The following is a 13,984-nucleotide window of genomic DNA, read 5'->3' as shown; positions in this document are numbered from 1 at the left end:
ATGAAATACTTATTTTTTATCTTGATGGGAATGACGATCATCTCCTGTCAATCACAAACCAAAACCAATCTTCTATCCTTAAAATTTGATGCAGATCTTTCAAGCATTATCCAAAATGATAAACAACTTAAAAAAAATCAAGACCCTAATCTTGGGTTAATATGCTACACTACGAGTAAACTAGACAATTATTATATAGGCGAAATTAAACTTACTACTTATTCCTTTCCTAACGGAAATATTGCTGATTATAATAACCTATCCATATTTGTTACCAATAAGAATAAAGATAATTATATAGGATTTAAATATAACTCTGTTAATCAAGAAGAAACTAAATATATTATTAACTATTTAAAAAAAATATATCCAAATTATAATCAGAGTGATACGAGAGGCAGAGGTGACTCGTATTTTTGGGATATCCCCAAAATTAATGCTTGGATTTTTACCAGTCAAGGAATTTCGGTTGATAAAAGTGGCAATAATTTTTTTAGCACCAATTTTATATTTGTAAAAAAGGGAACAAGGATTGAGAACTCTGCTGATACAACCATAAATACAATTTATGATGACTATAAAATGGGTTACCCGAATTTACTTAAATAAACTTTGTAAAAAAATATCACTTTAAATTTTGTTTGCTAAATCTTAGAATAAAATATTAATTAATATCTCAATGAAATAGTGCTTTAACAAGGATTTCATCAGATTAATTTTAATTTTAAAGAATGTTTTTTTGGCGGGAATTAATTATTAAAATTATTTGTGCTCTTATTTGTATATCAATGGGATGTAATACCTCAAAGCCCATACAAATAGATCATATTAGTAATCTAAAAAAAATTGATTTAAGCAGCTATCAAAAAACAACTATTGACGGAATTAATTATTACCTTTTGCCATTTGAGCAAGATTACACCGTAAACCTTTTCCTGATACTGAAATTGATTTCCACAGGCATAAAGAACGTAATCGGATAGTGATACTAGAGATACAGAAGCCTAAAAAGGTAATTGGGTTTTCACTGCAGCTGGTAAATGATCAGGATGCGAAAACAATAGTTAGCAGCCTGCAATCCAAGCATAATCTTCAATTTACAATTGATACAATACATAAAATAGATTATGGTTATAACTTCGAAAAAAGAAAATTCCAAAACTTCAACACAACCTATGTTAATTTAATACAAAAAGATAATGCTTTATATGACATAAGGCAGCAATTAAAAAGAACCTTTCAAAAACAAATTAGCAATAAAACGATGAAACAACCATATTATCAATTAGATTTTAGTGCATCATCATGTAAATTCCAAATTAAAGTAAACGATATCGAAATTTTGTCAATGAATTTGGATGGGCAGACTGCCACAGATATTCCTATTAATGCAGCTGTTTTTGGAAGTGGCTTACAAAAAATAGAGGTTAAAGGTTATCCTTTGGACGGCACAAAAATTCTAAATCCAGAAGCTTATATCAGATATAAGATCGTAGAGCAAAATGTAGAAAATGGGCAGTTTATGTTTGTCAAAGGCTCAGAAAAATATCAAACACCGAAAGTCAAAGTAGGAGAACCATTTATTTATCATACTACTAACTTTATTGCTGAAGTACCTTATGAATTACAAAGTTGGAATACTTTGCGTTATATCAAAGATTTGAAAACGGATATTAAACCCTTTTTAATCAAGGCATATCAACGTTTGATTACAAAGGCGAAGGAAGGCGATTATAAACCACTTATTGAAGTTATTAAAATCGTTGAAGCTAGAAATTCAAAGACCATGTACTTAAGTGAGCAAGAAACTAAGCAGCGTATAAAAAGTATTTTGGATGATATAAATGACGGATTTGAAATAATGGATTTGGAAGGTGACCAAGTTTTATCTTATGCAGGTAATGGCAAATTGGTTCGGCTTATTAGAACAGACGGAAACTCAGCGTTAGCATTTTCAAATAGCAAAACAAGCGAAGAATTAATACTCGATATTTGGTTTTGTTTGCCAAATGGTGAAAGTGATTTCGTTGTTTTTTAATTGAGGCATTTCAGAAATCTGTTAGAGACTTATATAATAGTGAAGCGTTAATTACAAAAGCTGTATAATTAGTAATCGTAACCATAAAATAAGTAACCTATACTCAGAAATATATAAATGGCGTCCTGGATGTTCAGATCAGTGTCCAGGATTTTTTACAATGGAGAAAAGAAATAGGTGCCGAGAAACCTTTAGAACAATTTTACATCCAATTAAGTGTAGATGGTGCTAAAGGCTACGTTAAAGATACTACCCCGAAAGGTGATTTAAAACATGCAACGCATTTGTACATAAAAAACAGTTTCGGTAAATTAATTAGTAAAGTAGTGCCCTTACCGAAAGGTAACAAGCCAATTGTTATTGGCGAAGAAGAAAAAAAACCGATTAAATATGATCCTTGTTCTTTTTCTCAGATTAATATCCATGACAGAGAGACGGTTAAAACAGTGTTTGACAGTCTGGATCCGCATAAAATGTGCGTTTCATAGAACCATTTTCATTCGGCTTAAATATTTTTTATGATACCGATCAATATGAGGTTCCTGCAGCTAATAAGCAAATGCTAAATAACGTTATAAAGTACCTAAAAATAAATTCAAGGGTAGAAGTATTGATAGAATCATATGCAGATATTAGAAAGGATTATGCTTATAATGATGATTTGACCGAGAAAAGAGCAAATGCAATTTTGAGCTATTTCTATACCCATGGGGTCCAAAATAAACTCACTGCATTTTCATATGGTGAACGGAAAGCAAAGCAGTTTGACTATGTCACCAATGAAGACCGGCCGATCCATAAAATAAACCGTAAAACAGTACTCACCTTTAAGGTAAATAACTTAAATACTGTTTTTTACAACACCATTACCCCCAACATAGAAGATGCAGTTGATCTTGCCATTTTTGTAAAAAATTATGTAACAGAAGGTTGTATGATGGGGGATGATAAAAAACAACGACATGACCATACCCAGATTAAGAGCAATGTTTTAGTAAACCTTAATAATTTTGAGCCTACCAATGAAATCCCGCTTAATGGCGATGAAAAAAGTAGAAAAGCAGACTTGAAAATATTTTCGTTTGAAGGGGATATGTTTCCAACGGCAATTGGATTAAAGCCGAACAGGTATGAATTGGGTATTCATTCTTGTGCCTATTTTCAGAATCCAAATAAGGCCACATTGGTTATCAATGCCTTTACTGATGCTTTATGGATTTTACAGGCCACTTACGATTTTGATGGGGATTATCCTATTGTATATAGAAACAAGCCAGAATCCATATCAGTTATTAAAGGAATTAAACAACTGGCAGAAAGGGCAAAGTTTTACATTGATAAGTACATGTCCGTTATGAAATACTTTCCTATGGGCAGTAGTTATGAAACAATGGTAAACCTGGCTTTTGATTATTTTGTTTCAGAAGCAGAAATGTATGGAATAGGCTACGCAAAAAAATGGAATTATGTGGGTGGCAAATTTAGTAAAATACAAAACTATACAGATGCTAACCGAGATCTGGTAGAAAAAGGAATTTTAACCCTCACTGTTTTGGTTATGGTGGTGGAGTTAATTATTGCTGTATTGACCATGGGCGAATCTGCTGCTACCAAATTGCCTAAACTTAAAAAAGCGATCAGACTGCTTAAAAAAGTTGAAGAAGTAAAAAAAGAGGTTGGAGATCTGGGCTTCGATTTTATATTTCCAAAAGTTGCCTTTACCTACGGCACCTATTTAGAAAAGTATAAAGATTTGGTGCATTATGTTACAGAGTTTAATGTAAAAGCTGAACCGGTAATTGGTATAAAGTTTGATAAAACGCTTAGTTTAAAAGACCTGATACAAAGAGCACTTACCAAAGAGAAAGTAACAAATAAAGAAGGCAAGGAAGAATACGAGTATAACGATGATTTTAAAGATCTTAAAAGGGAAAAAATAGATGATAAGGATCCGTTAAAAAATAATTTTGAGAAAGCATCCAGAAACTTTGCTAAAAAACAGGCGGAAGGGCAGATGGGAGAAGGATTGCAAAACCTTTTAGATAAGGCTGGAGTTGATGCAAAACTCAGGATTATGTTTAGTGGTAGTATTAACCAGGAATATAAAATTAAAATTTCTTCTCCGGCTCCTCACGAACAGTTTGCTGGTAAGGTTAATATCGCGAATACCTTAAAACAATCCTTTAGCAATAGTGCCGGGAAAGTAATTGGAGAAAACGCCATTAAATTGGAAGGACAACTGATGGCGAAAGGACGGATTCAATTGGTAAACTGCGTACCTTTTGTACCATTTAGTGTAAGTAACTTTCTTGGTCGCTTTGTAGCACCGATTGATGCTAAGTTACAAGCAAATCTTGAATCGCATTTCATACACACCCGCACCTATGGCGCAAACGAAGCTGAAGGCCTATTTTATCAGGATGAAATTTATTTTTCTGGGATTAAGGGAATGGTTAAGCTAAGCGTGAGTAGAGAAAATGTAGATGGAGATGCTTCCTGGGATAAAAAAGATGAACATAATCTCATTGATACCAAATTTCATTTATTTAAAGATAAAAACTTTACCATGGCAAAAATTAATCTATTTTATAAAACCAATAATTAATAATGAAAATTAAGTTAACAATATTTTTATTCCTCCTAAGTTTAGGAGCTTGCACTCAAGACGATAACAAAACTATGGATAACAATAAACCGCTCATTACTGACTCCAACAAGGAAAAAATAACCGCACAAAATTATTTGGAAGAACAAGTAAAATATATTAAGCCCTCTTCAAATGAACCATTATATTATATATATGTCAATCATGAGCAGTGCTTTTTCGAAATTTTAGTAAATGACGTTCCAAGATTTCAATATTTTGAAGAAGGATCTATAATGACCCCGATAAACTTAAACAACTATATTAACCGTTCTGGAAAACAAACTATTACTTATCGCTTGTATCCTCAAACTACAAAGGGACTAAATCACCTTACAGAATATACCAGTATTAAAATTGAATTATATGAAAGAAACAATGCTGATACTGTAAATGGTTTTGAACACCAAAAATTATTATTAACTCATCGTTCTGCCACCAAGACAGATGGAAAAACATTTATAGGTGATGGCAAAGATTATTACGAATTCAGCTTTGATTTCGATGCCAAAGTTCTATATCAATTAGAGGGTTGGGAAAATAGTAAAAACCTAAGTAAAATGGATCAGAAAGAATTGCTGTCAAAAACAGAGGAGGCCTATCGATATTATTGGAATTTGATTAAGGATAAGAGAATGGATGATTATTTTAGATTAAGATTTAGGGGTTATATATCAGAGGCAATTTCTACCTATATGAGTAAAGAAATGATTATTCAAAGTGCACCAGAAGATAAATTTATTTTTAGTGAGCCTACATTCAGACTTGAACCTTTGAATAATTACAAAATGCACCTATATGGAAATGGAAAAATAGTTTGTTTGGAACAAACAAGTGAAGATTTAAGGCTAAAAAATAAAACGCCTATTTGGGGAAAATATAAAACGTCAGAAGGTGAAACAAGAGTCAGATTTAATAAATTATACCTTCACATCCCAAAAGGGAAAGATACTTTTGAAATTTTGTAATATTTAGGAGATATGTCAAATATACTGATGATTATGGTAGCGTAAGAGGTATAGTTCAAGGTTTTATCTGCATATTCGGAAAGTCAAAACGTATTTCATATATAAAACCAATTCCTTTTAAAAAAAAGTTGTAAAGTAAGAACAAAAATGATTAATAGCTTAACTAATAACCTCAAAATCCAAAAACTTTTATTCGCAATACTGTTACTCTTGATCGTGTCTTGTAATGGAAAAAATAAAGAATTGCTGAAAAAAGTAGACGATAAAATTGCTGAATTAGATAGTGCTATTAAGCTTAATTCTATTAAAATTTCGGTTGAACCCATTCCCGAAAAGGAATTAAGTACAGATATTACTGCTTTTAAAGATAAAAGTAGTTACAATTCCTCATTTTTCGATTCATTGGAAATAGAAACAACTAGTAGATTTCCAAATAGTTTCTTTTTGATTGATTATGATGAATTTGAATTAGTTAGATTATTAGGTTTTGATAATTTTTATTTTAATCATAATCCAAATCGCAAACCGAAATTCGAAATTCAAAGGGTAATGTATGCAGACGGCACGAACGAAAATGCTTCAACCGCAATCCTTAATAAATCAAACGCAAAGAAAATACCATATTTTGAAAATGATAAAATGATAAATAGCGGATTATATTTTTTTCAACGCAACAGCAAACCTATAGTAGGAATAGAAGCAAAAGTAATTACCAATTTTACGAGTACAAAGGATTATTATTTGGAAAAAAACCAAAAAATAATAAAAACAGATAAGGGCGATATCAAAATTCTTGAATTTAAAAATAATGAATTTACCTATAATGTACCCGCTACACTAGCAGAAAAAATAGAAATAAATGCACTTTACAAAAATGGTAAATATTTAACAACCAAAGGATCACAGACATTTGAGTCCACGCAACAAATGAAACAACTTGAAGAGTTGGAGAAAGCTTTAAAGAATGCTAAAGATAAAATTTCGGAGGGCAAAATTAATTCGGAAAACGAACTGCTAAAATTCTTGGAATCTGAACCAATGCAAAGCGATTCACAATCTAACGGATTCATAACCAAATCAATCTATTTTTCTGCAACAATAAGTAAGATAATTGTTTCTGTCGCCCAAAATGATAAATCTGTAGAAAGTGTACATACCTATTCTATCCCAAAATTTAAAATGGGCAGGTACAAAGAAACAGGTTATGTAATTTGCGAAGATGCAAAAACTGGAAAAAAAGGGATCGTTGATTGGAATGGTAAATGGTTGGTAAAACCCATTTATCATGACATTAGTCAGCATAATTTTGTAAAAAATTATGTGGAGGTAGCATTAAATGAAAACGAATCTGCAAATACCCTCTATTGGGTAGATAAGAAAAATAAGCGGTTAGTGAAATCTAATTATGAACTAAATTCCTATACTTTACAGCGGGACCACCCCAGGCTGATAATTGTAGGAAAACCAATTCGGCAGGCAGATGGCGGAACAATAGATAAATTAGGAGTTGCAGATAGTGAGACGGGGAAACTTATCATTCCATTAGAATACGATCATATAACATTTTCAAATGAAACTATTATTTGCGAACGCTCGAATCAAAAAGGTGTAAAAATTTTTAACGAAAAAGGCGCTCTTCTTGAAGTAAAAACAAAAAGAATAGCATAAATATTTTATGCTTGAAATCAACTTATATTCATAAAATAGGCAAGGCAGACATGATTTTACCAAATTCTATCTTCATGTCTCTAAAAGCAAATGAATTTCTAATAATTTGAGATTTTCTAAGAGTAAAATGAAGTTTGATATTATTTACCTATCATCCCTACAGAAAAAATGTGATAAGTTAAATATTGCTGATATCCCTAAAGCAGAAATACATTTAAAATTTAATAACGATGATGAGAACACTGTTTTTTTGTTTAGTTGCATGCTTGCTGCTTAACTGTGATGGCAATAGGAATACTGTTGAACAACCTCCTATTACTGATGCTAATCTTGATAAAATTACAGCACAGAACTATATACAAAAAGAAGCAGCATTTATAAAACCTGCTTTAGAAGGAATACAATATTATTTTAGTGTCACCAATAATGAATGCTCCTATGAGTTTTTGGTAAATGATATACCTGTTTTTAGTTTTGATGATGAGGCTGCGGTAGGCTATCCAGTTTGCATAAATCCATATATCAGTAAATCTGGCAAGCAGTCATTTACCTATCGTTTATACCCGAAAAAATCAGATAAAGACAGCGCTAAGCAACTTGCCGATGCTACCAGCATAAAAATTGAATTAGTTGGGCGTAATGAATCAGACAGGATAAACGCTTATAAAAACGAAAAACATATTTTCAGCCATAAGTCTGCCATAAAAGCTGACGGAAAAACATTTATAGCTTCTGGTAAAGATATTTATGAATATACCATCACTTTTGATGCTGAGGTTCCATATACCATTCATGATGATACAGATAGTGAAGACCTTCGCAAATTAGACCAAAAATTATTGTTGGCCAAAACGGAAAAAGCTTACCACTATTATTGGGAATTGATTCGGGATAAAAAAATTAATGATTACGCTAGACTTGGATTTAAAAGCGATATAGCCGAAGTATTGTCTTTGTATATGGATAAAGAAACTTTGGAAGCCAAAAGGGAGGAAGAGAAAGAACTTTTCTTATTTCCAGGGTTTAAAATTAAACCCATGGAAAATTATCGTATGAAGCTTTATGGCAATGGTAAAATTGTATGCCTGGAACAGAAAAATGAGGATAGAAAATTTTTGAAAAGATCTCCAATATGGGGAGAAATTAAGGGTCAATATGAAGATCCAAATATATATATTTACAAATTATACCTTTATATTCCAAAAGGTAAAGACACTTTTAGGATTTTGTATAAAAGTGCAGGGTTTGACGATAACCCTTTTTTTTAATTTTTGATTTGACAGCTTGGGGATAAATGTTCGTGATTATAGAAAATCAACCATCGTTTTAACGTTTAAAAGGTGAACTATTTTGTTTGCAAAAGGATTTTGTGAACAAAAAATTAAGAAACTGAGTATTAACCTGGTTGCAGAGAATGATGGGAAAACAACTTTTTAATTTTATGATTATTATAGCCATACCCCAACTTTAAAACCTTTAAAAGCACGTTTTTTATGACATAATTTTTAACCTGCTCCATTCGTTAAATCTGTATATTTGTGAACATGAAAAGGAAAATTATTTTCGTCTTATTTCTAGCGTTACTAAACTTTGTAACCGTGTTACAGGTGAATGCGCAGTGTGCCATGTGCAGCATTAATGCAGAGCAGGGTAATAAAAATGGCAACACTGTTTCTGCCGGTTTAAATACTGGTGTACTTTATCTCTTAGCTATTCCATATTTAATGGCTATTGTTGTTGGCGTGGTTTGGTATAAAAAATATCGGAAGAAAAATATTCATCTGGAAATGAAAAAAGAGCCATTTCATATGAATTAACTCATGGCTGAACAAACAACCTCTAAACTTTATGCCATTGTGCATTGTAAATGTCCGCATTGCCGCAGAGGTGATGTTTTTACAGGTAGCATGTATGGGTGGAATATTCAGCATACCAAAATAGTTTGCGGTCATTGTGCGCAAAGGATAGAAATAGAACCTGGCTATTTTTACGCGGCCATGTACGTAAGTTATGCTATGAATGTGATTGAAATGCTCCTTGCGAGTTTTGTAACTTATCTCATTTTTGGCCCCTTAACTGATGCAACCTTCTGGCATTATCTGATTGTAATTTTTGCCGGATGCTTTATTCTATATCCTTTTAATTACCGGTATTCGCGAATAATATTGCTGCATGTTTTATCACCCAACATCAAGTATAAGCCATATTATGATAAGTAAGGATGGCAAAAGTTAGGTAGAGATCTGGTGAAATGTTGATAGCTTATTATTTAATCAGCTAAATCCAGCTTGCCACCTAACCAGATGATCAACTTCACACCTTACCAACTTGATAGCTTAACAGATTAATACCTCATCTATGTTAAAGAAAGAGACCTTAAAATTTATAAAAGATGTGGCCAGCCACAATAACCGGGAATGGTTTGCCGAAAATAAATCAAAATATGAAGATGCCAGGCAAGACGTTTTAAATATGGTTGCTGCGCTTATACCCGAACTTGCTAAAGTAGATCCGCTGATTTCTGCAGATACTGATCCCAAAAAAAGTTTAATGCGCATTTACCGCGATGTTCGTTTTAGCAAAAATAAAGACCCTTATAAAAATAACTTTGGCATCTGGTTCTCTGCAAAAGGCAAGGGAGGAAACGGACCAGGCTATTACCTGCATATTCAGCCTGGTAATAGCTTTATAGCTGGTGGTTACTGGATGCCTGATGCACCAGATCTTAAACTGATCAGACAGGAGATTGATTATAATATCAATGATTTTGAAGAGATTATTAACGATAAAAATTTTAAAAGCAACTTTAAGTTAGGCACTTCAAATGCTTTAAAAAATGCACCCAAGGGTTATGATCCTTCTGATCCAAACATTGAATATTTAAAACTCAAAAGTTTCGAAGCAACGATGAAATTGGATGATGAAGAATTTTTTAAGTCAGAACTCGTTAATAAGTTGATAAGTTCTTTTGCAACTGTTCAACCATTAGTTGCATTTTTACGGAATGCTATTGAACAATAGCCCTAAAAAGGCTTAACACTCAATAATCGTTAATAACCTAAATCTCAATACTTAAAAATGAAAAATACCTTTTTAGCTTTTGCACTTCTATTGTTCATTTCATCACTAACATCATGTGTAGTTCTATCGCCCAAAAAGTATAAGGCATTGTTAGGAAGCAAAGATTCTTTATATACTGCTTTTAATGAAGGCCTGGTTAAAATAGAAAATCTGGAAAAAGAAGTATCGAGACTAAAAAAGGATACGACAATGATGGCTGAAGAGTTAAGAGATATTCAAAATAACTATAATGAAATTGATGCCAATTACAAGAAACTTAAAAACAATTCTAGTAGCGAAATAACCAAATTATCAGGCGATTTAGCCGCGAGGGAAAAGCGGTTAAAAGAAGTTGAAGAGGTATTGCGTAAACGTGATGAGGCTACCAATTCATTAAAAGAAAAATTACAACAGGCTTTATTAGGCTTTACGAAAAGTGGCTTAACTGTAGAAATTAAAAATGGTAAGGTATACGTTTCCTTAACAGATAAACTTTTATTTCCTTCGGGAAGTATCATCATTGATGAAAAAGGTAAGCAAGCTTTAACCCAGCTGGCTAATGTGTTAAAGCAACAACCAGAAATCAATATCGCAGTGGAAGGTCATACGGATAATCAAAAAATTAATAACCTGGGGCAAATTAAAGATAACTGGGATTTGAGTGTATTAAGAGCAACATCTGTTGTGCGCTATTTAACTGAAAATGAGAAGGTAGAAAGTGTAAGGATGACAGCTACAGGAAAGGGTGAATTTCAGCCATTAGGCGCTAATACCACTGCTGAAAGTAGAAGCAAAAACAGAAGAATAGAAATTGTACTGTCGCCGAAGCTGGATGAACTTTACAACCTCATCAAATAAAAGGATTGGGTGCTGTATTGGTAAGTATTAATTTATTTCAGTTATATCAGGATTTGTCACGTTGAGCTTGTCGAAACACTGTTAATGAGATTTTTTACGAGTTCTTCAACAGACCCATGATAACATTTCGGATTTATGATACTGGCTCTTTTATTTTCGATATGATTTTAATACTTTAAATGTTTGCTCAAAGTCTCCTCCATTTAAATTGGTATAATCAGGCATGGAGATTTTATGGTGGGATAAAAAGTTTAACAGTTCCTTAATGATATTTGATACTTCTTCGGGTACATCAGTATGTTTAAGTGAATCTATTTTTAATAGGTATAGCGCTACCTCCAGCATTTTAAAATCTTCTCTTTCTGCAATTTCTAAACCTTTACTGCTTTCAATAATGGACTGTTCATAATGGTGAATGCAATTGTAAAAACTGGCTTTGAAGATAAAAAAACCAACTGAAATGAACGGTGTATAATAAGTGTAATCACATTTGATTATTTTATCAAGAAAATCAACAATTCTTTGTGCCTTTTTATAATAATTTAGTTTAAGATAGGTATGACCTAAATGAATTAATAAAAATGGTGAGAATACAGAGTTTCTGATATAAAAAATGTTTGGGTATTTGTTTAGGATTGCCATAATAAACCGATGGCATTCTGCATAATTTTTTTGTGCAAACAGAGTAAGCAATACCAGGCGATAGCAAAGTATTTCAGCACTGGTAAGTGCTTCATTGCGTAATGGTGGGCTTTGGTCTATGAAATGGCAAAGCTTAATGATTTTATCTTCGAGCGAGCGGCCTTCATTTGGCTTATTGATTAAATTATTATAAAAATATAAGATTAAATCATACGGATTGATGGGGAAAAGTTCATTTAGCCTCTTATAATTCCGCTTTAATAATTGCATGGTATTTACCAAAGAAGCCTTATCAATATCGATCAGCAGGATGTTACATTCAATGATGTGCAGCATGATTTGTATATCCTGATTTAATACATTATCAGAAATATTCTTAATCGTTTCCTTATACAATTTGCTCATGGTTCTGCCAGAAGCCATCAGATCAATAAAATCCTGCCCGATGCTTTGTTTATTAAACATCGAATTGGGTTTATTCAGCTCATATTTTGCAACACTACAAATGAAATCAAAAGCTTTGTTCTTTTCTTCATTGGTAAATGGGAGCATTAATATGTTTTTAAGCTCGGCTATCTCATTTCTGTTCACACAAAACCTTACAGACCAGTTTAGGATGTTGTTTCTTAATACTGTTTTGGGCGAGAAGTTTTGTAATATGTATTCGAAAAATGCCTTGCTAGACTTATATTTAAAAATCTCTGTGATTTGTATGAATAAAAAATATATATAAATATCATCGTTTAGAAAACGAATTATTTCTGTTGGTACAACGGTGCTAAATCGCTTTTCTTCAATTAAAATCCCGGTGTATAACAATTCTTCATATGCATCAGGGTAACTGTCAATATAGCTGAGTATATTCTCCTTTGCCACCCGTAAACCTTTGTTTCCCTGAGAAATGTGCTCAGTAATTTTTTTCAGCAAGAAGATTTTTTCAGTACTTTTTTTAGCAAGAAAGATTTTTTTCTCGAGAAAGTAATTAATTAACTCATAGCATAACAATGGATCTTCCAGTTCCAGACTTATAAACTCAGTAGAAAGTTTAAAGTAAACCTGTAGCCAGAAAGGAGTTTTAAACTGTGTAATTAATGGCTGACTGATATCGCTTATGGTAATGGGCTTTTTTTCAATATGACTTAGGGTATATAAAATTTCTTTAACACTGAGCGGTGGAACATTGCTCATCGTTTCCTCATCATAGAATACGCCTGTATACCAGGATTTTGTTAAAAAAGCAGATCCTGTTAAAGCCGGTTGAAGATTTATCCAGGTATGGGTTCTAACACTAATTACCGTTTTAAAAAAGTTGTTTTCCTCAATACTATATAGAAAATCTATAAATAATTTAAATCTAATATTGCTTGACAGGTAATCATCTATGCCATCAATAATAATAATGAACCGCCCTTCTTTTTGATTTGGATTATTTTTAAAATGAATGATCATATCACTCACACTGGGAAAATTAAATTCCTTAAAAAACCATTCATTTAATGATAATCCAGCCTGAATAGTCGACATGATCACTTCTGAATTGATCAGTAAAACAATATCATTTTTATAGGGAGCTTGTTCTGAATTAAAAAAATGCTCTACCAAATGAGCCATTAGTATGGATTTGCCATGCCCTGGTTGCGCACTCACCGTAGCAAACTGATAATTATTTTTTAAAAAGTAATCGAAATCGGGATAATAAAAACTTCGCTTTGAAGTAGACTCAAATGGTACACCTGAATTGTTTTTTTTGATTACCAGAGAGGTATCTGTAATCGCCCTTGCCTTTAGTTTTAAGGTTTGCCATAAGCTTTGGGTAACAGATACATGATCCTTTTTGTCTCTCATGAAAGCATCCCAATCGGAATAGCCAACATATTGAGACAAGCTGTTCAATGTAAACAAAGAAAATTTATGCAACGTATTTGCAAAACCAAAAAAACGCTTGATAGTGGTTTCACTAACATAGTTTTTGGTTTCCTGGAATACGTACTCAGAAATTACCTTACAATGAGCCGGATCAATATTTCGTAATCCAGATTTTGTAAGTACAAACTTCCTGAGTTCAATAAGGAGTTCATTTGAGTTCATTAATTATAGAGATGATGA

General features: G+C 32.4%; 11 protein-coding genes. 10 read left to right on the top strand and 1 reads right to left on the bottom strand.

Annotated elements, in window-relative coordinates; all coding sequences use genetic code 11:
- The 10 genes from AN34_RS15775 (at position 1) to AN34_RS15720 (ending at position 11,236) form a co-directional block, all read left to right on the top strand.
- Entirely contained in the window at positions 1-609 is a 609-nt protein-coding gene (locus AN34_RS15775; protein ID WP_157263334.1) for a hypothetical protein, read from the top strand.
- 373 nt (positions 610-982) lie between these two features.
- Positions 983-2,038 (top strand): hypothetical protein, encoded by a 1,056-nt coding sequence (locus AN34_RS15765; RefSeq protein ID WP_029286921.1) that lies wholly within the window; start codon positions 983-985, stop codon positions 2,036-2,038.
- 475 nt (positions 2,039-2,513) lie between these two features.
- Positions 2,514-4,643, top strand: a complete 2,130-nt coding sequence (locus AN34_RS15755; protein ID WP_029286919.1) for an OmpA family protein — start codon at positions 2,514-2,516, stop codon at positions 4,641-4,643.
- Between the two features lie 2 nt (positions 4,644-4,645).
- Positions 4,646-5,650, top strand: a complete 1,005-nt coding sequence (locus AN34_RS15750; protein WP_029286918.1) for a hypothetical protein — start codon at positions 4,646-4,648, stop codon at positions 5,648-5,650.
- A 147-nt stretch (positions 5,651-5,797) separates the two neighbouring features.
- Positions 5,798-7,318, top strand: coding sequence for a WG repeat-containing protein (locus tag AN34_RS15745; protein WP_029286917.1), 1,521 nt, complete (start codon positions 5,798-5,800; stop codon positions 7,316-7,318).
- A 230-nt stretch (positions 7,319-7,548) separates the two neighbouring features.
- On the top strand, positions 7,549-8,586 hold the full coding sequence (locus AN34_RS15740; RefSeq protein WP_157263333.1) for a hypothetical protein: 1,038 nt from the start codon (positions 7,549-7,551) through the stop codon (positions 8,584-8,586).
- Positions 8,587-8,862: 276 nt separating this feature from the next.
- Complete coding sequence (locus tag AN34_RS15735) at positions 8,863-9,135, top strand: hypothetical protein (RefSeq protein ID WP_029286915.1); 273 nt, start codon at positions 8,863-8,865, stop codon at positions 9,133-9,135.
- Positions 9,136-9,138: 3 nt separating this feature from the next.
- Positions 9,139-9,537, top strand: coding sequence for a hypothetical protein (locus tag AN34_RS15730; RefSeq protein ID WP_029286914.1), 399 nt, complete (start codon positions 9,139-9,141; stop codon positions 9,535-9,537).
- 139 nt (positions 9,538-9,676) lie between these two features.
- Positions 9,677-10,339, top strand: a complete 663-nt coding sequence (locus tag AN34_RS15725; protein WP_029286913.1) for a DUF2461 domain-containing protein — start codon at positions 9,677-9,679, stop codon at positions 10,337-10,339.
- A gap of 57 nt (positions 10,340-10,396) precedes the next feature.
- Entirely contained in the window at positions 10,397-11,236 is an 840-nt protein-coding gene (locus AN34_RS15720; protein ID WP_029286912.1) for an OmpA family protein, read from the top strand.
- A gap of 150 nt (positions 11,237-11,386) precedes the next feature.
- Here AN34_RS15720 and AN34_RS15715 read toward each other — a convergent pair whose 3' ends face one another.
- Positions 11,387-13,966, bottom strand: a complete 2,580-nt coding sequence (locus tag AN34_RS15715; protein ID WP_029286911.1) for a hypothetical protein — start codon at positions 13,964-13,966, stop codon at positions 11,387-11,389.
- Between the last annotated feature and the right edge of the window lie 18 nt (positions 13,967-13,984).

It is taken from the genome of Pedobacter sp. R20-19, from assembly GCF_000708265.2.
GTDB lineage: Bacteria > Bacteroidota > Bacteroidia > Sphingobacteriales > Sphingobacteriaceae > Pedobacter.
The sequence above is the reverse complement of the archived record's forward strand: the minus strand, read 5'-3'. Positions and strand labels throughout refer to the sequence as shown.

Coding starts and splice junctions, on each gene's coding strand:
- AN34_RS15775 (WP_157263334.1), top strand. CDS start 1: ATGAAATACTTATTTTTTATCTTGATGGGAATGACGATCATCTCCTGT.
- AN34_RS15750 (WP_029286918.1), top strand. CDS start 4,646: ATGAAAATTAAGTTAACAATATTTTTATTCCTCCTAAGTTTAGGAGCT.
- AN34_RS15745 (WP_029286917.1), top strand. CDS start 5,798: ATGATTAATAGCTTAACTAATAACCTCAAAATCCAAAAACTTTTATTC.
- AN34_RS15740 (WP_157263333.1), top strand. CDS start 7,549: ATGATGAGAACACTGTTTTTTTGTTTAGTTGCATGCTTGCTGCTTAAC.
- AN34_RS15735 (WP_029286915.1), top strand. CDS start 8,863: ATGAAAAGGAAAATTATTTTCGTCTTATTTCTAGCGTTACTAAACTTT.
- AN34_RS15730 (WP_029286914.1), top strand. CDS start 9,139: ATGGCTGAACAAACAACCTCTAAACTTTATGCCATTGTGCATTGTAAA.
- AN34_RS15725 (WP_029286913.1), top strand. CDS start 9,677: ATGTTAAAGAAAGAGACCTTAAAATTTATAAAAGATGTGGCCAGCCAC.
- AN34_RS15720 (WP_029286912.1), top strand. CDS start 10,397: ATGAAAAATACCTTTTTAGCTTTTGCACTTCTATTGTTCATTTCATCA.
- AN34_RS15715 (WP_029286911.1), bottom strand. CDS start 13,966: ATGAACTCAAATGAACTCCTTATTGAACTCAGGAAGTTTGTACTTACA.